Origin of the sequence: Cryobacterium sp. Hh11, assembly GCF_004404045.1 — a bacterium.
In the GTDB taxonomy this organism is placed as follows: Bacteria; Actinomycetota; Actinomycetes; order Actinomycetales; family Microbacteriaceae; genus Cryobacterium; species Cryobacterium levicorallinum.
The window spans coordinates 80,908-100,591 of the sequence record NZ_SOHF01000005.1; the positions used below are offsets into that span (position 1 = coordinate 80,908).

Genomic DNA, 19,684 nt, shown 5'->3' on the forward strand with positions numbered 1-19,684 from the left:
ACACAACGAGGGCGAGGCGGGAAGTCCATGTCAACAAATCTGACGGTCTCAGGGCCGGCGCGGCGTACTCCAGCGCTGCCCGGTCGGGCGCCCCGGTCGGGCGCACGCCGGAACGCGGCCAAACGCAAGAGGCTTGTCTTCGCTCTGCCGGCAGGGATCTTCCTCCTCGTCTTCTCGTTCTTTCCCTTGGCGCAGCTGGCACGCATGAGTGTCAGCGACGTGACCGCGCGAACGCTCAACCAACCGTGGGAATTCGTCGGCGCGGACAACTTCGTTGGCAGTGCCGCCCAGGGCTCCCTCTTCCCGGCTCTGGGCAACACCATCGTGTTCGTTCTGATCGTGACTATAATCGGGCTGGTCGGAGGGCTAACCGCCGCGATCTTGCTCAGCACGAGCAACCTCCTCTCTGCCTTCGTGCTCGGCCTGATGGTCTTCATCTGGGCACTTCCGCCCGTCGTGAACGGCAGCGTCTGGAAGTTCCTGCTCGGCGACGCCGGCCTGATCAACTCCATCATCACCGGGGTGGGGCTCTCGCAAGACGCCGTGCCGTTCCTCTACGACGACAGATTCGCGCTCCTGTCCGTGGCGATCGTCAACTCCTGGGCCGTGGTGCCGTTCAACGCGCTCGTCTTCCGTGCCGGAATTCTCGGCATTCCCGGTGAAACCTTCGAAGCGGCCCGGATCGACGGAGCAAGCCGGTGGCAGGAGATCTGGTACATGATCATCCCCGCCGTACGGCCGACCACGCTCGTGCTGGCCGTGCTCACGATCGTGTATGCGTTTCGGTCTTTCGACTTCATCTTCGTCATGACCTACGGCGGACCGGGCGTCGCAACGAACACGCTTCCATTCCTGAGCTACCTGCAGGCGTTTGTGCGGTTCGATTTCGGCATGGGTGCCGCGACCGCAGTCATCTCGGTGCTGCTCGTGCTAGTGCTCGCCGTGATCTACGCACGCAGCGTTCGCGCCGAGGAGGCCAACTCATGAGCATGTTGATCCCCACGAGGAATTCGGCAGCCGTGCCCCCGGCTACCCCACGCCCACGGCGACCGCGTCGTCGATTCGAACCCATCGCCGGCCCGTTGCGCGTGGCGCTCCTGCTCGTCTACGCCATCCCAATCTTGTTCATCGTATTGACGTCGTTGAAGGACCCGAGTGACGTCATCTCCTCCCAGTCGTCGATCCTATTCACACCTACGCTTGAGGCCTACACGGCCGTGCTCGCCAACCACGGTCTCTTCACAGCCATGCAGCAGTCGCTGACGATCGCCGCAGGAACAACCGTGCTCACGCTGCTCGTGGCGATTCCGGCCGGCTATGGCCTGGCTCGGGTCGACTCCCGCATCACGACTATCGGCCTCGGCCTCCTGATCGTGTTGCAGATGGTTCCACAGACAGCCAACGTCATCCCGCTCTACCAGATTTTCGGGGCGTGGGGACTGCTCGACCAGAACCTCGGCGTGATCGTCGCTGACACTGCTCTTCTGGTGCCGTTCGCCACCCTGCTGCTGCGCCCGTTCTTCCGCTCGGTGCCTGAAGCGCTCGAAGAAGCCGCATCGATCGACGGCGCGAGCACACTGCGCACCTTCTGGTCGGTCATGCTTCCGATCGCCCGCAACGGCGTCGCCACGACCGGCACTCTCGTCTTCCTGATGTCCTGGGGCGAATTTCTCTACGCGGTCAACTTCTTCCTCTCACCCGGGAATTACCCGCTGAGTGCGCTGCTGGCCCAACAAGTCTCTGCGTTCGGTATCAACTGGCCCGGACTGATGGCACTTGCCGTCATCACGTCGGTCCCCATTCTCATCCTCTTCGTTTTCACCTACCGGCTGCTGCGTGAGGGACTCACGCTCGGCGCGGTCAAATAGCCAATCTTTCGCCGACAATTCTCACAGGAGACCACCATGCCCGTGCTCACTCACAAACTAGCAACCGCCTTCCCCGTCGCCCCGTCACGCGGTGCGCTCCGCCCTCTCGCACTGTCAGAGGTGCGGATAGAGAGCGGATTCTGGGCAGACATGCAAGACCTGAACGCCTCGGCCATAATCGGACACTGCGAAGCTTGGATGGAGAAAGTCGGCTGGATCGGTAACTTCGACGCCGCCGTGGCGGGACGTTTGCCAACGGATCGGCGTGGTCGCGAGTTTTCGGACTCCGACGTGTACAAGCTTCTCGAGGCGATGGCCTGGGAGGTCGGCCGCACCCAGGACAAGCATCTTGACGCCCGTCTGCACGCCCTCGTGGCACGCGTCGGAGCTGCCCAGGAGACGGATGGCTATCTCAATACCCGCTTCGGCCGGCCTGGCCAGGGCCCGCGCTACTCCGACCTCCAATGGGGCCACGAGCTGTACTGCTACGGCCACCTCCTGCAGGCCGCCGTGGCGCGCGGGCGCACCGCGGGCAACGACGCACTCGTCACCATCGCCCGCCGCGCCGCCGACCACCTCTGCGAGGTCTTCGGCGTCGGTGGCATCGAATCGATCTGCGGGCACCCCGAGGTCGAGATGGCACTGGTCGAGTTCGGTCGATACACGGGAGAGACCCGCTACATCGACCAGGCCCGGCTATTCATCAACCGTCGTGGGCATGGCCTGCTCGGCGACATCGAGCTCGGCCCGAGCTACTACCAGGACGAGACTCCCGTACGTGACGCCGAAGTGTTGCGTGGGCACGCCGTACGAGCGGTCTATCTTGCCGCTGGTGCCGTCGATTTGGGCGTGGAGGACGACGATGCCGAGCTGATCGACTCGGTGTCAGCGCAGCTGGCGCGCACCGTCGCCCGGCGAACCTACATAACCGGGGGGATGGGCGCCCACCACGAGGGCGAATCGTTCGGTTCAGACTTCGAGCTGCCGAGCGATCGTGCCTACTCCGAAACCTGCGCCGGTATCGGTTCAATCATGCTCAACTACCGTCTACTCCTGGCGACCGGTGAAGAACGCTACGCCGACATGATCGAGCGTACCCTCTATAACGTGGTCGCGACGTCTCCTGCGGCCGATGGGCGCGCGTTCTACTACACGAACACCCTCCACCAGCGCGTGCCGGGTTCAACGCCGTCCACTGAAGAACCGAGTCCGCGGGCGTCCTCCAGCTTGCGCGCGCCGTGGTTCGACGTGTCCTGCTGCCCCACCAATGTCGCCCGTACCTTGGCAACGCTGGGATCCTACTTCGCCACGTCGACCTCAAACGGACTTCAGCTCCACCAGTACGCGGCCGGGGAAGTGGCCGCTACCCTCGATAACGGTACGGTTGCGGTTCGTATTGAGACGAACTACCCCAGCGATGGCGAGATTCGGCTGGTCGTGACCGAGACCCTCGACGCCGAGTGGGACCTTTCCCTTCGTGTGCCCGCCTGGGCGACAACCGGAGCGCAGCTCCGGTTCGGTGGCGAGTCCCGAGACGTGGCCCCGGGGACGGTCCTGACCCGCCGACTGTTCTCCATCGGCGATGAGATCACACTTGTCCTCCCCTTGGCAGCTCGTTGGACCACACCGGATCCAAGGATTGACGCGCTCCGCGGCCAGCGGGCCGTCGAGCGGGGGCCGGTTGTTTTCTGTCTTGAATCGACGGACGTACCCTTCGCCGGCAGCGTCGACAACCTGCGAGTCACCGGGGAGCTGAACGACGTCGACGGTATCGTGACCGTCGACGTGCGCGGCATGGTGGCACCGGACCTCGCATGGCCGTACGGAATGGACACACCAGAAATGTCGCCGGAGATCCAGACCGTGCAGCTCCTGCCGTATTACGCATGGGCGAACCGTGGCCCGTCGTCCATGCGCGTGTGGCTACCGACCGAAGTCGATTCTGTGGCGATCTGATCGCCCCCGATTTCGGTCTGGAGGGAATCCCTGTATCGCTTCCGCCGCCGCTTTGAGGTTCCAAGCACCTGCACCCAAGACTGTCGTTTCGACGTGGGTCGGACCTTCCCGAATGAAGGTCCACGAAGAATCGATGGAACTGTCCGCCTCAACGAGACTCATCCGGTTGAGATTTCGCCGTAATTGGGCCGAGCACCAGCCGGGCTTTCAGCTGCTCGTGGGCGGCGCCAACCGCTGCATCACCTCCGCCGGCCCCGACTTCACCGTGCGGTCCGGCTCCGCATAGTGCGCCTTCGTCGTCGACGTGGACGTGTGCCCGAGCATGTCGGCCGCCGCCTGCATTCCAAGCTCATTCGCGAGCAGCGTCGCGCCCGTTCGTCGAAAGGAGTGCGGCGTGATGTTCAGGCCCTCGAGCCCGGCATTTCGGAGAATCTCGCGGAACGTGCGCCTGACGTTGTATGGCGCGAGTGGGGTGCCCACCCGCGAGTAGAAGATCAGGTGCTCCGCATCCTCCGGATCGAGCAGGGCCAGACGCTGGCGGACAACCTCGGCCGCAAAAGGCGGCATTCCGATGACCCGGTTCGACTCGTGAGTCTTGGGATGCTCCTGACGGTGCACGCCGGCTTTGTTGTGCACGACGAGCGTGCCGCTGATGTGCACCCGCGGCGGGTCGGCTTCCAGGTCGACGTCGCACTGCCTAATGGCGAGCACTTCACCGATTCTCGTGGCGGTGCCGAGCATCACCTCGATGATGTCGCGCACCTGGCCATCCGACCGCGGCCCCATCTGGCCCTCTTCCGTGCGCCATTCTCGGGCAGCGAGCCGGATGGCGGCAATCTGGTCGGTCGTGAGCGCCTTCGGTGTGTGCGGAGGGCTCTTCATGCGCGAGGTCTCCTTCATGGGATTCCGCGGAATGATCTCCCGCCGCGTTGCGAACGCCAGGATCATGCCGAGAATCGTTCGAGAGTGCTTTGCCCGCGTATAGGACTGCGCACGCTGTTCCCTGAGGAAGAGTTCGATACGACCGACGGTCACCTCGCGAATCGTGAAGTTCGCGAAGTAGGGCAAAACGAGCACGCGCAAGGCGCGTTGATACGTGTCCTTCGTGCCCTGGACGCGGTCGACATCGAGCATCACTTCCTCCATCCATGCCGCTGCGAGCAACGGAAATGGCGAGCTGGCCGTCAGGGACTCTCCGACGCCACCGACGCGCATGCGCGCGGCGAGTTCGGTCTTGAGGCCCGCCTGCGCCGCGTTTCGGCTCTCCCGTGTCGCGCCGACTTGTCTGGACTGTCCGTCCCAATCTCGGAACACGGTCGTGGCGCGGAACCGTTTGGGGCCGAGTTTGACCGTCGTGATCGAGCCGAACGTACTGATGGGCAGGCGAGGTCGCCCCGACATCAGCGCTCAGCCCCTTGGCGATCCAAGGCTGCTTCGGGCTCATGCAAACCGTCGAGCCACTGGCGAATATCTGAGATGCGGTAGCGGATCTCCCGGCCCACTCGGATGCCGGAGGGGCCTCGACCATCCGTTCGCATGTCATAGATGGCCTGCGGCTGCAGGCCGAGGTACTCGGCGAGCTCACTTGTCGTCAATACAGGCTCAAGACCCAGCCCGAAGAGTTTTTCAGTATCCATGACACAAAGGTGAACGAGGTCATCCCAGATGACTCGAATCGGGTCGTGCACCTTCTCTGCGGGGACCCCCGAAGGACGGAAATTTTGGAATAAACAATGGATAAACAATGGGTGAGTCAAGTCTTGCCCTTTCGGTACAGACAAGAAACCCTGATCAGATCGAATTTACAGTAGGGCGGCCGGGACTTGAACCCGGGACCGACGGATTATGAGTCCGCTGCTCTAACCAGCTGAGCTACCGCCCCAAAAAGCGCGACCAAAACGTCCCGCCAGAACTACGTGACTACTCCGGCAGATGCGCCGAGGCCCCGTTGGTGACCAAATCGCCCACCGGCTCCCCACGATACAGGCATTCGAATGTGCTTAACGTGCGCTTGATGTCGTGCGCGGCAATGAGCTTGAGCGACTCGCGTTTGAGCGCCTCTAGGAGCTCCGGCGTCGCCGTGAGCACGAGAGTGAGTTTGTCGGCAAGATCTTGCGCATCGCTCGGCTTGAACAGGTACCCGTTCGTCTGGTCATGCACGAGGTGAGGGAGCGCCATGGCGTCAGCCGCGACGATCGGCAATCCGGAGGCCATAGCCTCCATGGTGGCGATGCTCTGCAGCTCAGCAATCGACGGCATCGCGAAAACCGTCGCCCGCGAGTACGCCGCGCGCAGCTCCGCATCCGTCACGTACCCGGTAAACGTGACCCGTGAGCGGATGCCGAGGGTGTCAGCCAGGTGCTCCAGGTTGCGTCTCTGGTCTCCCCCGCCCACGATTTCGACCTGCACATCGAGGTCGGGATTCAACTTCGCCACCGCTTCGAGTAGCACGTCGATCTGCTTCTCGCCGGTGACCCGCCCCACAAACAGAATGCGGTTCTCCGTGCGTGGTTCAAAATTTGGCGAGTAGTTATCAGCGTCAATGCCGCAGGAAATGGCGTGGATACCGGTCAGCCCGGTGTATTTTTCCAGGAACTGGGCGGCCCGCCGGGTGGGCGTAGTCACCGCTGCGGCACGTCCGAACGTGCGCCGGGCCGCTCGCCAGGCTGCCTTGATCACGCGATCCTGAAAACCCAACGGAACCAGGGAAAATTTCACCATGTTCTCGGGCATGAAATGGTTCGTACCAACCAAACGGATGTCCCGCTTCGCCGCCTCGATCGACACGCCACGCCCGACGTTGATGTGCGACTGAAAATGCACGACGTCTGGGCGGTAGGAATCGAGAATGCGACGGCTCTGGCCGCGAACCAGCCACGGCAGCGCAAACCGCAGCCAGTCGTGCGGATACCAGCGCCAGCTGTGCAGGCGGTGCACCACCATGGGCTGACCCTCGTGCATCTCGGTCCGGCTGCCGTGCTTGCGTGATGCAGCGGGCGCCATGATCTGCACCTCGTGGCCCCGTTCCACCAGGCCGGCGGCGAGCCGCTCGGCGAAACGCGCAGCCCCGTTCACGTCGGGAGCAAACGTGTCCGCAGCGATGAGCACCCGAATCGGCGGTTTTTTCGCCGAGGCATTCGAGCCACGCTGTGGCGTAACGCCCGGAGTCGGGCTGCTCTGCAAGTCGGTCACATCTGACAAGTGGAGTGGTCCCTACGTTGGTGGGCCGGGAACATCGTCCGGCAGAAAGTCTCGGGCGCGCTCGGTCGTTGACGCGGCGTACACGACCCTATTCTAAACCGAGCATCGCGAGACGCGCCCGCACCGTGGAACACCAAAATTCTTCACGTTTCAGCGATCCAACTGGGGATGATATCGTGCGAGCAAGAAGACACCCCAAATGGCGATGGCGCCCGCCACGACGAAAGCGACGGCCGCTGCCGGCGGTGCCTGGCTGGCCTCGCCGAGCACAATGATGCCGATTCCCACCGCAACCAGAGGATCGACGACGGTCAGCCCCGCAATGACGAGATCCGGTGGCCCGGAGGCATACGCGTTCTGCACGAAATAGGCTCCGAGCGCAGCGGCGAGCAGCAACCCAAGCACGCAGGTCAGGGTCAGCCACTCGAAATTTCCGTTCTGGGTGCGGTTGATGACGACTTTGGCGAGAGTCGCGACAAATCCGTACAGCACCCCGGCGCCGAGAATATAGAACACTGCCTGCGAACGGTGACGGAGAAAGCCGAACGCCAGCGCGAAGAGCAAGAGGACGACCGTGAGCACGATAAGAATCGTGGTCAAATTGCCGTCGGTGACCGGTTTGTCGATGGCGGTGAACGCAGCTACGGTCACAAACAGCCCGACACCCCCCACGCACATCGAGATCGCGATGATACTTGCTCGGTTGAGGCTGACCCGGCTGACCCGAGCATTCAGAATTGCCGTGATCACGAGGGCAACCGCGCCGAGCGGCTGCACGACGATAATGGGCGCAAAGGCGAGGCTCGTGAGCTGAAACACGATCGCCAGGCCGAGCATGAGCGATCCGAACACCCAGGAAGGTCGCGCGAGCAGTAAGGTCAGCTGCCGAACGTTGAGTCCACCGGTGACCGCTTCAGTGCGCGCTTCGACCTTGGTGACGCCGCGATGCTGAAACTGAGCACCCAGCGATAGGAAGACCGCGCCGACCAGGGCCAGCGGAATTCCGATGGCCTGCCTGGGATCAATGGCGATTTCACTCGCCAGATCGGTTAGGTCAGAGGTCACTTCATGACCCTACCCACAAGCTTGCCGATATTCTGGAGAAATGCCCGTACGCGCGATAGTAATTTCAGGTGACCCCGTTCTCCACTCCCCCGCAGCTCCCGTCGTCGATTTCGACGATAATCTGCGCGACCTGGTGCGAGACATGTTCGAGACGATGGATGCTGCGCCGGGGGTGGGATTGGCCGCCACGCAGGTGGGTGTCGGGCTGCGAATCTTCACCTACAGCTATCAGGACGACGACGAAGTGACCTGGCGAGGCGTCGCGATCAACCCGGAGCTCTGGATCACCCCGGTCTCCGCCGAGCCGGTCGACGATGAGGATGCCGACGAGGACGAGGGCTGTCTGTCCTTTCCCGGTGAACGTTTTCCGCTTAAACGAGCCGAATCGGCCATTCTGCGAGCTGTCGACGCTGAGCAACAGCCCTTTGAAATTCGAGCGGATGGCTGGCTCGCCCGCATCTTCCAGCACGAGTTCGATCACCTCGACGGCACGCTCTACGTTGACCGTCTGGAGCACGTCTACGCCAAGATGGCCGCCAAGGTCGTACGCAAGAAGAGCTGGGGCGTTCCGGGCCTGAGCTGGATCCCCGGCGTCGACAACCTCGAAGGCTAGGTCAGCGCGCGCAGCCCGGCCGCGACCAAGGCTGCCACGAGCACCACCACGATGAACGGCGTCTTGATCGCAAACAGGCCAGCCGCGACGATGACCGCTGGAATGCGAGCATCCAGCACCAGCGCCTGACCGTTGCCGAGCGTCTGCACCGCGATCAACGCGGCCAGCAAGGCCACGGTCAGCAGATCGGCGATGCGGGCCGGCGTTGGCTTGTGCAACAGAGCCGGAGGCACCAGGTATCCGGCGAGTTTGAGCGCCAGCACGGCGATCGAGGCGGCAATGATGATCTGCCAGAGTGTCATGAGTCCAGCCCCGATCCATCGCTCGGTCGGCGAGTGGATGCCGCGCCCGGCACGCCGGGTGTGCCCAGCCAGTTGAACAGGCCGACCACGACCGCGACGAGCGCTGCAACCAGCACGGGCAGGCCCGGCATGAGCACGGGGGTGAGCGTCGCGGCGACGACCGCAGCGGCGACGGCCACCGCGACCGCCTGCATCCGCTTCAATCGTGGCCAGAGCAGGCCGACGAAGGCCGCTGCGGCAGCCGCATCGAGGCCGTAAGCCCGAGTGTCTCCGAGGGCGTCACCGAGCAGGGCGCCGAGCAGGGTCGTGATGTTCCAGCCGATGAAGACGGCGAGACCGGTGACCCAGAAGCCGACCCGCCGACTACGCGGGGTGGGCTGGGCCAGGGCGACCGCCGTCGATTCGTCGATGGTGATCCAGGCGGCGGCGAACCGTTTCCAGAGCCCGGTGCCGACAATGGGTGCGGTGCGCATGCCGTAGATGCCGTTTCGCACGCCGAGGAGGGCCGCGCTCGCGATCGCCGCCGGGCCGGCCGCGACACCGCCGGCGGCGAGCACACCGACCAGGGCGAACTGCGAACCGCCGGAGAACATCACGATGCTGATGAAGCAGGTCTGCCAGATGTCGAGTCCGGCGGCGACCGACAGAGCACCGAAGGACACTCCGTAGGCGGCGGTCGCGAGCCCCACGGCGATGCCTTCGCGGGTCGCCAGTCGTTGCTGACGCTGTTCATCCACCTTTTCGGCGAGAATTTCGCTCATGCCGCTGGTCTACCGGGACAGGTCGACGCCGTGCACGCCGTTGTGAAAGCGCAGCGATGGGAACACGGCCGAGACGGAGAACCCCAGGCCGGGCACGGTTCCGGCATTGAACACGCCGCCGAACAGCTGGGCACGCTCACGCATCTGGGTGATGCCGGGGCCGGCAATGCTCTCGCTGAGGGCCTTGAGGTCGTCTTCGATCGAATACGGGGTGCGCGCCGCCTGTTCGCCGGCCTCCTTGCCGTCACGACGGGCGGCGGCCCGAATGCCGTCATCATCGACGAGCAGCTGCAGGCCGTTCTGCGTCCAGGTGAACGACACACGGGCCTCGGTGCCGATCCCACCATGCTTGAGCGCGTTCGACAGGGCGCTCTGCAGAATGCGGAAAATGGCCAGTTCGGCGCCCGCCTTGAGGGCGAAGCGCTCGCCGGATTCGCTGAAACTGACTACCAGTCCGGCGTCGCGCATGACCCGAAACAGGTCGCGGGTGGACTGCGGGCCGGGCTGCAGGGCGCCGACGGTTTCGCCTTCGCGCACGATCGTCAGCACCCGGCGCATGTCCGCGAGGGCCACTCGGCCGTCGTCGACGAGCGCGGTGGCGGCACGTACGGCAGTGGAAGGATCACTTTCGGCGGTGTACCGTGCGCCTTCAGCCCGGGTGATCAGGCGGGCAATGGTGAGCACGGCGCCGTCCTGCAGCTCACGGATGATAGCCAGGCGCCCCTGTTGCTCGGCGAGAGACAGTTCCAGCTCGATGCGCACGCGCTCGGCGGCGTTGCGGTCAAAGATGATCCGGCGAGAGCGCAGCAGGCCGATCACCCAGAGCACCAACAACGCACCACACAGTGCTCCGAGCGCCGGTACCAGAAGTTGCGCGAACTCCACTGCTGACCGCCGTCTCTTGTGCCGAAGCCCTGGCGCACGTTGAAAATTGAGGAAGACCTTTTTTTGTCGGCCGGAATATACCGACAAAAAAGGCCACCCGGGGTGGAGCCCTGAGTGGCCTTTCGCTCCCCGACTTGGACTCGAACCAAGAACCTGCGCATTAACAGTGCGCTGCTCTGCCAATTGAGCTATCGAGGAATGCTTGAGCAGCGCTGCTACTTTACCAAGTTTTCTGGCGGGGCCCAAACCACAACGGGTTCTGTTCGCCTCCGCTGGCGCCATTCGAAGGGTTCAGAACCCGTTCAGCCCCGGAAAGTCGGGCCGACGCAACAGTTGCGCAGTCTCACGCACCAAAGTACGGTCGGGCGTGTCGGCGCGGGTCACGACTGCTCCGACCCGAAATCAGGAGGGACGGGCCGGGATTGGTCTCAAAAGCCGACTGCGGTATCAGTTTCATCGCTGCTATCGGCGGCATCGGGCGCGCTGGCCTCGTCGACGTCGGTGTGAACGTTCGGTTCGACTTCGGCTGGCTGCAGGGCGGCGGCAAGTCCCTTGACATACGGGTGCCACGGGTCTCGAAAAACCTCCTCGATGGTGCCGAGGCCGACCAACACACCCTGATGCATGACACCGATACGGTTGGCGACCTGCCGCAGCACGGCCAGGTCGTGGCTGATCACGAGCGCCGAGAAAGATCGCTCCAGCTGCAGCTCGCTGATCAGGTCGATAATGGCGCCCCGAACCGTAACGTCAACGCCCGCTGTAGGCTCGTCAGCGATCAAGAGCGACGGTCCGAACACGAGGGCGCGAGCCAGCGCCACGCGCTGACGCTGGCCGCTGGAGAGCTCATAGGGGTACTGGCCGAGAACGACCAGTGGCAACCGCACCGCATCGATCATGGTGGCGACCCGCACCCCGAGGGCACGACGGTTGTAGCGTCGATCGCGTTCGAGCACCGGTTCAGCGACAATCTCGGCGACCGTCATGGTCGACGGCAGGGTATCGGCCGCGTCCTGGGCGAGCAGGCCGACGCCGAAGGTGAGCCGCGCCAGCTTGCGTTTGCTGATACGGCGGAGGCCGAAGCCGAGCACGGTCGCCTCGCCCCCGGTGATCTGGGGACGAATGCCGGCGCTCTCGCTGACAAACGCGTCACCGGAGAGCACCCGGGCCAGAGTGCTCTTGCCGGAACCACTCTCGCCGAGCAACCCCACGACCTCGCCCGGAGCGATGCGCAGGGTGAAGCCGTGCACCGCGACAAACGCCGGGCTCGCCCCGTGCGGCGGGTATTCGATGGTCAGATCACTGGAATTGATCGGGGGAACGGATGCCGCGCCTTGCTTCATACGGTCTATCTTGCCGCACGCAGAAGGCGAAGCTCGTCCCGGCGCAAGGCCTGCGTGGCCGGGTCGGGCACCGGAAGCGAGGCGAGCAGCCGCTGCGTGTACGGATCTTTCGGAGCTCCGAGCACCTCGGCGCCGGTGCCTTCCTCGACCAATTTTCCCTTGTACAACACCGCAATGCGGTCAGCGAGAATGTCGACGACGGCAAGGTCGTGACTGATGAACAAGGCCGCGAACCCGAATTCCGCCTGGATCTCGGCGAAGAGTTCGAGCACCTTCGCCTGCACGGACACGTCGAGAGCGCTGGTCGGCTCATCGGCGATAAGCAGGCTCGGCTCGAGCGCGAGCCCACGAGCCAGGCTGGCCCGTTGCCGCTGGCCACCGCTGAGCTCGTGCGGGTACCGGTCGCCGAAAGCTTTGGGCAGCTGCACGGCTTCGAGCAGTTCGTCTACCCGCTTGCGGGCAGCCCGGGTGTTCGCTGCCCGCCCGTGCACGACGAGCGGCTCAGCGACGCATTCGGCAATGGTGAGTAAGGGGTTGAAGCTCGAAGCCGGGTCCTGAAAGACAAATCCGATGTCGCTGCGCACCTTCTTGAAGGCGCGTTCCCTGAAACCATTCATCTCATGGCCGAGTACCGTCAGCGAGCCGCCGGTCACCTTGGTGAGACCGCCCATGGCCCGGCCGATGGTGGTCTTGCCGGATCCGCTCTCGCCGACCAGGCCGAGCACCTCGCCTGGGCGGATGCTGAAGCTCACCCCGTCGACGGCGGTGAAACCGGGTTTGCCGAGCCGGCCCGGGTACTGGATCTTCAGATTGCTCGCCACGACGACCGGGGTCTGATTCACCCAATCGGACTCCCGAGCCTGCAACCGTGCGGTTGCCCGTACCGTGCCGTGGCCAACGCGGGGCACAGAACCGAGCAGTCGCTTGGTGTACTCGTGTTTGGGGTTGGAGAACAGCTCCTGGGCTGGAGCTTCTTCGACGACTTTGCCCTCGTACATCACGACGACGCGGTCGGCGAGATCGGCGACGACACCCATATTGTGGGTGATCAACACGATGGCGGTGCCGAATTCGTCGCGGCAGCGGCGAAGAAGGTCGAGGATTTCGGCCTGCACGGTCACATCCAACGCCGTGGTCGGCTCGTCGGCGACGATGAGCCCGGGGTCGAGCACGAGGGCCATGGCGATGACGACCCGCTGCTTCTGGCCGCCGGAGAACTGGTGCGGGTAGTAGTCGACGCGGCTCTCCGGGTCGGGGATGCCGACCCGGCCGAGAATCTCAATCGCCTTGGCGCGGGCTTCCTTGCGGCTGAATTCACCGTGGGCGCGGATGCCTTCGGCAATCTGCCAACCGACGGTGAACACGGGGTTCAGGGCCGTTGACGGCTCCTGAAAGACCATGGAAACATCCGTTCCCCGCAGTTGACGCAGTTTCTGCTTGCTGACGGAGAGCACGTCGTTGGAGTTGGAACCGTCCTTGCTGATCAGGATGACGGCACCGTGGGCGGTAGCCGTCTCGGGCAGCAGGCCGAGGATGGTCTTCGCGGTGACGGTTTTGCCGCTGCCGCTCTCCCCCACGATGGCGAGCACTTCTCCGGGAGCGACGCGCAGGCTCACGCCGTCGACGGCCTTGACCGCGCCACCGTCGGTGGCGAAGGTCACATTGAGGTTGTCGATGCGTACGACGTCGGGAAGGGACTGCGCGCTCATTATTTGGCCTCGAATGGGTCGTCGTTCACGTGTTGGTCGTGCGCCGGCAGGCCGGCTTCGAGCCCGTCGATACCGCCAGGACCGGCAGCCAGGGTTCCACCGGGAATGACGCTGGTCGCTGCGACGATGCCGGCCGTCTTTCCGGGGGCACGGCGACTGCGCAGGCGCGGGTCGGCGAGGTCGTTGAGGCTCTCGCCGACCAGGGTGATGCCGAGCACGACGAGAACGATGGCCAGTCCGGGGAATAGGCTGGTCCACCAGATGCCACTGGTGACGTCGGAGAGTGACTTGTTCAGGTCGTAGCCCCACTCGGCGGCGGAGGAGGGTTCGATGCCGAAGCCGATGAACCCGAGGCCGGCCAGGGTCAGCAGGGCTTCCGAAGCGTTGAGCGTGAAGATCAGCGGCAGGGTGCGGGTGGCGTTGCGCAGAACGTGACGGAACATAATGCGGCCGTTGCTCGCGCCGAGCACCCGGGCCGATTCCACGTAGGCCTCGGCCTTGATGCGCACAGTCTCCGCACGAATCACCCGGAAGTACTGCGGGATGAAGACCACGGTGATGGAGATCGCGGCAGCGAAGATTCCACCCCACAGGCCGGAGCGACCGCCGGAGATGACGATCCCCATGACAATGGCGAGCAGCAGCGCCGGGAAGGCGTAGACGGCGTCGCAGACGACGACGAGTACGCGGTCGAGCCAGCCGCCGAAGTAACCGGAGACGAGGCCCAGGGCCACACCGGCGAAGATCGACAGCACGACGGCAATGACCATGACGGTGATCGCGGTCTGCGAGCCCCAGATGACCCGCGACAGCACGTCGTAGCCGCCGACGGTGGTGCCAAGCAGGTGGTCGCCGCCGGGCTCCTGCTGGGCGCCGAAGGGGCCACTGTCATCGCGCAGCTGGCTGTAGCCGTACGGTGCGAGCAGCGGTGCGAAGATCGCGGTGAGAATGAAGATGCCGGTGAGGACGAGGCCGACCACGAGCATTCCCCGTTGCAGGCCGACGCTTTGGCGGAGTTGATGCACGACGGGCAGCCGAGTCCACAGCGGAGCCTTGGGGGCGTGAGTGGTGTCAATAGTCATGGCTAGTACCGCACTCTCGGGTCAATGAGCGCGGCAATGATGTCCACGATGAAGTTGGACAGGGCCACGATCACAGCGAGGAGCGCCACAATGCCCTGCACGGCCACGAAGTCACGTGCCTTGATGAATTCAATGAGCATGAAGCCCAGCCCCTTCCACTCAAAGGTGGTCTCGGTCAGTACAGCGCCGCCGAGCAGCAGGGCCACCTGCAAGCCGATGACGGTGATGATCGGGATGAGCGCGGGGCGGTAAGCGTGCTTGCTGACCAGCCGAAACTCATTGACACCACGCGAGCGGGCAGCATCCACATAGTCGGTGCCCAGGGTACCGATGACGTTGGTGCGCACCAGGCGGAGAAAGACGCCCGCGGTGAGCAGTCCGAGTGCCACCGCGGGAAGCACAGCGTGCAGCAGCACATCGCCGAAGACGGCGGGATTGCCCGTTTTCAACGCGTCGATGAAGTAGATCCCGGTCTTGTCGGGCAGGAACCCCATCTCCAGTTCCGAGCTGACGGTGGCACGACCGGCGACCGGCAGGACCTTGAGCCAGACAGCGAAGACAAGTTTCAACAGGAGTCCGGCGAAAAACACCGGGGTGGCATAGAAGAGAATGGCGGCCACGCGCAGGAAGGCATCGGGTGCCTTGTCCCGCCAGTACGCTGCAACCATGCCGAGGGGAATACCGACGATGAACGCCACGATGAGCGCGTAGAACACGAGCTCGGCCGTCGCGGATCCGTAGGTGAGCAGTACCTCGGACACCGGACGGTTGGTGCTGATCGTCGTGCCGAAGTTGCCGGTGAAGACCTGACCGAGGTACTCGAAATATTGGATGAGGATGGGTCGGTCATAGCCGGCCTCTTTAATGAGGACGGCGAGCTGGTCGGGACCGAGCTTTCCGCCGAGCGCGGCGGTGATCGGGTCTCCCGTCGTGCGCATCAGCCAGAACACCATCGACACCAGAATAAAAATGGTGGGGAAGATGAGGAGGAATCGTACGAGGAGGTAACGGCCTATGCCACCGCCCGGGCTGGTGTTCTTCTTGGAACGCCCGGCCGCCGGCATGGGCGGCTTCATTGCCACAGTGGTCATTACTACCTCACAATTGCACAAGAATCGGGGGTATCCAGCGCTATCAGCACTGGATACCCCCGGTGATCAAACTAGAGAAAACTCTAGTCTTACTACGTTCTAACCTTTGGCAAGCGCGCCATAACGGAACTTGAACGACGCGTCGAGCGTGTCTTCGGTCCCGGTGATGCTCGGCCCAGTGATAGCGACCTGTGCTCCCTGGAGCAGCGGAACGGTGGAGAGTGCAGCCGCGACCTTGTCCTGGATTTCCTCGATGAGCGCGGTGCGCGCCTCGGGGTCATTCGTGACGGCCTGTTCCTTGATCATGGCATCGACCTCGGCGTCGTCGTAGTGGTTCTGGAGAAAGTTGTTCTGGGCGAAGAACGGCGTCAGGTAATTGTCAGCGTCGGAGTAGTCCGGGAACCAGCCAAGCTGGTAAGCGGGGTAGACGTCAGCTACTCGGTCTTTGGAGTACTGAACCCACTCGGTGGACTGCAGGCTGACCGTGAACAGGCCGGAAGCATCCAGCTGGTCCTTGATCAGTGCATACTCGTCGCTCGAGCCGGGGCCGTAGTGGTCCGCGTTGTACTGCAGGTTGAGTGCGACCGGGGTGGTCACGCCGGCTGCGGCGAGGTCTGCCGCGGCCTTCTCAATGTCCGGTCCGCCCGCACCGTCGCCGTAGAGACCCTTGAGCGACTCGGTGGCACCGGTCATGCCAGCGGGAACGTAGGAATACAGCGGGGTGTAGGAGCCCTTGTAGACCTGGTCGGCGAGTTCTTCGCGGTCAACGATATCGGCAACGGCCGCGCGAACTGCTAGTGCCTTGGCCGGGTCGGCGTCAGCGGTCGTCGTGCCGAAGGGCTGCGTATTGAAGTTGAAGGTGATGTAGCGGATCTCGCCGCCGGGCCCGTCAACGACGCTGACAGCGTCGTTGCCGCGGAGGTCGTCAATGTCGGTCGCCGACAGGCTGCGCCATGCGACGTCGATGTTGCCTTCCTGAATGTCGAGCTTGAGGTTGGACGCGTCGGTGTAGTACTTGACGTTGATGACGTCGGTCTTGGCGGCGCCGAGCAGGCCCTGGTAGCCCTCGTAGGCCGTATACGAGAGCAGGTTGTTGAAGTCGTAGCTCGTCAGCACATACTGGCCGGCAAAGGCCTCGGCTGCGACAATGTCGTCGTCGGAAGTCACCTCCGTCGCGGAGAAGGAGTCCTCATCCACGATGACGCCGGCGGGGCTGGACAGGATCTGCGGGAAGATTTGGTCGTTTCCGGCCTTCAGGGTGAAGACGACCGTGGTGTCGTCTACGGCCTCAGTGCTCTCGAGGTTGCCCAGGAGGGTGGACGGGCCCTTTTCGTCGGCGATGGCCAGCTGACGATCGAAGCTGAACTTGACGTCGGACGCGGTGAGCGCGTTGCCGTTGGCCCATTCGAGGTCGGGCTTGAGGGTGACGGTGTATTCCGTCGGTGAGGTGAACTCGGCGCTGACGGCGATGTCGGGCTCGACATCCGCTGTGCCGTAGGCACTGTTCATCAGGAACGGGAAGACCTGGGTCTGCACCGAGAAGGAACCGGAGTCATACGAGCCGGCCGGGTCGAGCGTGGTGACCTTGTCTGTGGTGCCGATTGTGATCGGACCGCCTGCGTTGTCGGTAGTCGTGCTGCCGCCCGCTGAGCAGCCAGCCAGTACCAGCGCCGCGACCGCGAAGCCTGCTGTGGCAGCGAGAGCGCGCTTGCCGTTAGTGAATGCGGATGTCATATCCGTCGTCCTCTTCCTGTAGAAGTCTCATGACCAGGAGAACCCGAGAATGGGCGCAGCTGTTCATTGCTGTTAGCCAAGAATTAGCACAGAATGCGCGAATAGCCACGATCAGCCGCAGCTTCTTTACGTATCTGCAACAAAGTCGTTGCACATGCGCTGACTCAGAAGTTGCGCGTGGGTCACTCGTCGCGGAGGGCGCGTCGCTCGGCCTCGACGCGCACGAGTTCGCGCTGGAGCGTGCGGTACATCTCGGTCTCGCTGGCATCCGCTCGTTGCAGTCGGCCGAGCAATTCGGCCTTGAGGCGCAGCAGGTCTTTGTCAATGAGCACGATGGTGATCTCGCGCACGTAGCGGGTGACGTCTTTCTCGGTGCGCTCGGGCAGATTGGCCATGGCGAGCTCCTGAACAAGGTTCTTCAGGGTGTCCGGAACCTCCGCGACGACGCGATCGAGCCAGTCGGGCGCCTCGAAGTGCGGCAAGTTCGAGGCGATCGCGTCGCGCACCACCGCGAGAGAGCTATTCGCAAAGGATGTCTGCACCGCGCTGTCGAGGATGTCCCGGCCGATCAGCGTTGGGCGCTGCAGCATGGCCATGAGGCCGTCGCGCTCGAGTCGGGTGACCGGGTCGCCGGGCAATTCGACCAGCGAGAATGGGCGCTCCGGCAGCACTTCGACCGCGCCGGCATGCCGGGGAGCGTTCGGCCCGCCGCTCGCCGAAGAGCGCGCTCCGGACTGGGCGTTGGTGACGGCCCTGGCAACCTCGCCCATATCGACGCCGAGCATGCGTGAGAGTTCGCGGGTGTAGCCGGGGCGCAGCACCGGGTCGCGAATATCGCCGACGACGGGGGCTGCGGCACGCAGGGCGGCCGTGCGACCCTCGACCGTGTCGAGGTTGTACTGGGAGAGGATCTGCCGAATCATGAACTCGAACATCGGCTTCTTCGCGTCGACCATTCTCCTGACCGCATCATCGCCGCGCTGCAGGCGCAGGTCGCAGGGGTCGAGACCCTCCGGGCCGACCGCGACGTAGGTCTGAGCGGAGAACCGCTGCTCCTCGCTGAAGGCGCGCATGGCGGCCTTCTGACCGGCAGCGTCGGGGTCGAAGGTGAAGACGACTTCGCCGACACCGGAGTCATCGCCGAGCACGCGGCGTAACACCTTAATGTGGTCGACGCCGAACGAGGTGCCGCAGGTAGCGACGGCAGTGGTGATGCCGGCCAGATGGCACGCCATCACGTCGGTGTAGCCTTCGACCACGACGACCTGGTGACTGCGCGAAATGTCGCGCTTGGCGAGGTCGAGACCGTAGAGCACCTGAGCCTTGTGGTAGACCGGGGACTCGGGGGTGTTGAGGTATTTCGGGCCCTTGTCGTCGTCGAGCAGCTTGCGCGCTCCGAAGCCAATGGTCTGCCCGGTGATGTCGCGAATCGGCCAAACCAGGCGCCCACGAAAACGGTCGTAGATGCCGCGATCGCCGCTCGAGACCAGACCGGACAAGGTGAGTTCCTCGGTGGTGAAGCCTTTCGCGCGGAGGTGGTTGGTCAGTTCGTCCCAGCTCTTTGGCGCAAACCCGACGCCGAACCGGGTCGCAGCGGCAGCGTCAAAACCGCGCTGCCCCAGAAACGCCCGGCCGACCTCAGCGCCCGCGCTGCCGAGCTGGTCGATGAAGAAATCGGATGCCGCCTGGTTGGCCGCGAGCAGGCGGGCACGATTGCCGTGGTCCGGGGCCGCTCCGGAACCGTCTTCGTAGTGCAGGTCGAGGCCGACCCGACCGGCAAGCCGCTCAACGGCCTCACTGAAGCTGACGTGGTCCATCTTCTGCAGAAAGGAATAGACGTCGCCGCTCTCGCCGCAGCCGAAGCAGTGGTAGAAGCCAACCTGCGGACGCACGTGAAAGCTGGGGCTGCGTTCGTCATGGAAGGGGCAGAGGCCCTTCATTGAGCCGACACCGGCGGACTTCAGGGTGACATAGTCACCGATGATGTCCGCGATATTGGTACGGGCCTTGACCTCTTCGATGTCACTTTGTCGAATCAGTCCAGCCATAGGTAAATTGTATCGGTGCGCGCCGA

The 19,684-nt window shown here is 63.9% G+C and carries 17 protein-coding genes and 2 tRNA genes; 4 read left to right on the top strand and 15 right to left on the bottom strand.

What is annotated here, in order from left to right; genetic code table 11:
- The first annotated feature begins 27 nt into the window (after positions 1-27).
- From E3T46_RS01200 to E3T46_RS01210, 3 genes are read left to right on the top strand one after another with little or no spacing between them, the layout of a single operon-like run.
- Positions 28-987 (top strand): sugar ABC transporter permease, encoded by a 960-nt coding sequence (locus tag E3T46_RS01200; protein WP_134577156.1) that lies wholly within the window; start codon positions 28-30, stop codon positions 985-987.
- Positions 984-1,868: a carbohydrate ABC transporter permease gene (locus E3T46_RS01205; RefSeq protein WP_134577157.1), complete on the top strand. Its 885-nt coding sequence runs from the start codon at positions 984-986 to the stop codon at positions 1,866-1,868. The genes E3T46_RS01200 and E3T46_RS01205 overlap by 4 nt, the downstream gene beginning before the upstream one ends.
- A 36-nt stretch (positions 1,869-1,904) precedes the next feature.
- A complete protein-coding gene (locus tag E3T46_RS01210; protein WP_134577158.1) occupies positions 1,905-3,824 on the top strand; it encodes a beta-L-arabinofuranosidase domain-containing protein in 1,920 nt (639 codons plus the stop codon).
- Between the two features lie 207 nt (positions 3,825-4,031).
- On the opposite strand, the gene E3T46_RS01215 is transcribed toward E3T46_RS01210, so the two are convergent.
- From E3T46_RS01215 to E3T46_RS01235, 5 genes are all read right to left on the bottom strand, one after another.
- Entirely contained in the window at positions 4,032-5,225 is a 1,194-nt protein-coding gene (locus E3T46_RS01215; protein WP_134577159.1) for a site-specific integrase, read from the bottom strand.
- Entirely contained in the window at positions 5,225-5,461 is a 237-nt protein-coding gene (locus E3T46_RS01220; RefSeq protein WP_134577160.1) for a helix-turn-helix domain-containing protein, read from the bottom strand. The genes E3T46_RS01215 and E3T46_RS01220 overlap by 1 nt, the downstream gene beginning before the upstream one ends.
- Before the next feature lie 171 nt (positions 5,462-5,632).
- Positions 5,633-5,706, bottom strand: a tRNA-Ile gene (locus tag E3T46_RS01225).
- A gap of 38 nt (positions 5,707-5,744) precedes the next feature.
- On the bottom strand, positions 5,745-6,926 hold the full coding sequence (locus E3T46_RS01230; RefSeq protein WP_134577211.1) for a glycosyltransferase: 1,182 nt from the start codon (positions 6,924-6,926) through the stop codon (positions 5,745-5,747).
- Positions 6,927-7,175: 249 nt separating this feature from the next.
- On the bottom strand, positions 7,176-8,090 hold the full coding sequence (locus E3T46_RS01235; RefSeq protein WP_134577161.1) for a DMT family transporter: 915 nt from the start codon (positions 8,088-8,090) through the stop codon (positions 7,176-7,178).
- 40 nt (positions 8,091-8,130) lie between these two features.
- On the opposite strand from E3T46_RS01235, the gene def reads away from it, so the two are divergent.
- A complete protein-coding gene (gene def / locus E3T46_RS01240) occupies positions 8,131-8,703 on the top strand; it encodes a peptide deformylase (RefSeq protein WP_134443335.1) in 573 nt (190 codons plus the stop codon).
- Here def and E3T46_RS01245 read toward each other — a convergent pair.
- The 10 genes from E3T46_RS01245 to dnaG form a co-directional block, all read right to left on the bottom strand.
- The gene (locus tag E3T46_RS01245; RefSeq protein ID WP_104134558.1) at positions 8,700-9,005 is read right to left on the bottom strand and encodes an AzlD domain-containing protein; all 306 of its coding nucleotides are present in this window, start codon (positions 9,003-9,005) and stop codon (positions 8,700-8,702) included. The genes def and E3T46_RS01245 overlap by 4 nt on opposite strands.
- Complete coding sequence (locus tag E3T46_RS01250) at positions 9,002-9,766, bottom strand: AzlC family ABC transporter permease (RefSeq protein ID WP_134577162.1); 765 nt, start codon at positions 9,764-9,766, stop codon at positions 9,002-9,004. The genes E3T46_RS01245 and E3T46_RS01250 overlap by 4 nt, the downstream gene beginning before the upstream one ends.
- Positions 9,767-9,775: 9 nt before the next feature.
- Entirely contained in the window at positions 9,776-10,651 is an 876-nt protein-coding gene (locus E3T46_RS01255; protein ID WP_134577163.1) for an ATP-binding protein, read from the bottom strand.
- A gap of 125 nt (positions 10,652-10,776) precedes the next feature.
- Positions 10,777-10,849: transfer RNA gene (locus E3T46_RS01260), tRNA-Asn, on the bottom strand.
- 230 nt (positions 10,850-11,079) lie between these two features.
- Positions 11,080-11,994, bottom strand: a complete 915-nt coding sequence (locus E3T46_RS01265; protein WP_134577164.1) for an ABC transporter ATP-binding protein — start codon at positions 11,992-11,994, stop codon at positions 11,080-11,082.
- A 5-nt stretch (positions 11,995-11,999) separates the two neighbouring features.
- A complete protein-coding gene (locus E3T46_RS01270) occupies positions 12,000-13,703 on the bottom strand; it encodes an ABC transporter ATP-binding protein (protein WP_134577165.1) in 1,704 nt (567 codons plus the stop codon).
- Positions 13,703-14,785, bottom strand: coding sequence for an ABC transporter permease (locus tag E3T46_RS01275; RefSeq protein ID WP_134577166.1), 1,083 nt, complete (start codon positions 14,783-14,785; stop codon positions 13,703-13,705). Before E3T46_RS01275 ends, E3T46_RS01270 begins: the two co-directional genes overlap by 1 nt.
- Before the next feature lie 2 nt (positions 14,786-14,787).
- Complete coding sequence (locus E3T46_RS01280) at positions 14,788-15,849, bottom strand: ABC transporter permease (protein ID WP_233195444.1); 1,062 nt, start codon at positions 15,847-15,849, stop codon at positions 14,788-14,790.
- 126 nt (positions 15,850-15,975) lie between these two features.
- Positions 15,976-17,610: an ABC transporter substrate-binding protein gene (locus E3T46_RS01285; protein ID WP_134443342.1), complete on the bottom strand. Its 1,635-nt coding sequence runs from the start codon at positions 17,608-17,610 to the stop codon at positions 15,976-15,978.
- A gap of 182 nt (positions 17,611-17,792) precedes the next feature.
- Positions 17,793-19,658 carry a DNA primase gene (dnaG, locus tag E3T46_RS01290; protein ID WP_134577167.1) on the bottom strand — a complete coding sequence of 622 codons (1,866 nt, stop codon included), beginning with the start codon at positions 19,656-19,658 and terminating at the stop codon, positions 17,793-17,795.
- Positions 19,659-19,684 lie beyond the last annotated feature (26 nt).

Coding starts and splice junctions, on each gene's coding strand:
- E3T46_RS01200 (WP_134577156.1), top strand. CDS start 28: ATGTCAACAAATCTGACGGTCTCAGGGCCGGCGCGGCGTACTCCAGCG.
- E3T46_RS01220 (WP_134577160.1), bottom strand. CDS start 5,461: ATGGATACTGAAAAACTCTTCGGGCTGGGTCTTGAGCCTGTATTGACG.
- dnaG (WP_134577167.1), bottom strand. CDS start 19,658: ATGGCTGGACTGATTCGACAAAGTGACATCGAAGAGGTCAAGGCCCGT.
- E3T46_RS01265 (WP_134577164.1), bottom strand. CDS start 11,994: ATGAAGCAAGGCGCGGCATCCGTTCCCCCGATCAATTCCAGTGATCTG.
- def (WP_134443335.1), top strand. CDS start 8,131: ATGCCCGTACGCGCGATAGTAATTTCAGGTGACCCCGTTCTCCACTCC.
- E3T46_RS01275 (WP_134577166.1), bottom strand. CDS start 14,785: ATGACTATTGACACCACTCACGCCCCCAAGGCTCCGCTGTGGACTCGG.
- E3T46_RS01205 (WP_134577157.1), top strand. CDS start 984: ATGAGCATGTTGATCCCCACGAGGAATTCGGCAGCCGTGCCCCCGGCT.
- E3T46_RS01245 (WP_104134558.1), bottom strand. CDS start 9,005: ATGACACTCTGGCAGATCATCATTGCCGCCTCGATCGCCGTGCTGGCG.
- E3T46_RS01270 (WP_134577165.1), bottom strand. CDS start 13,703: ATGAGCGCGCAGTCCCTTCCCGACGTCGTACGCATCGACAACCTCAAT.
- E3T46_RS01210 (WP_134577158.1), top strand. CDS start 1,905: ATGCCCGTGCTCACTCACAAACTAGCAACCGCCTTCCCCGTCGCCCCG.
- E3T46_RS01250 (WP_134577162.1), bottom strand. CDS start 9,766: ATGAGCGAAATTCTCGCCGAAAAGGTGGATGAACAGCGTCAGCAACGA.
- E3T46_RS01215 (WP_134577159.1), bottom strand. CDS start 5,225: ATGTCGGGGCGACCTCGCCTGCCCATCAGTACGTTCGGCTCGATCACG.
- E3T46_RS01285 (WP_134443342.1), bottom strand. CDS start 17,610: ATGACATCCGCATTCACTAACGGCAAGCGCGCTCTCGCTGCCACAGCA.
- E3T46_RS01280 (WP_233195444.1), bottom strand. CDS start 15,849: ATGCCGGCGGCCGGGCGTTCCAAGAAGAACACCAGCCCGGGCGGTGGC.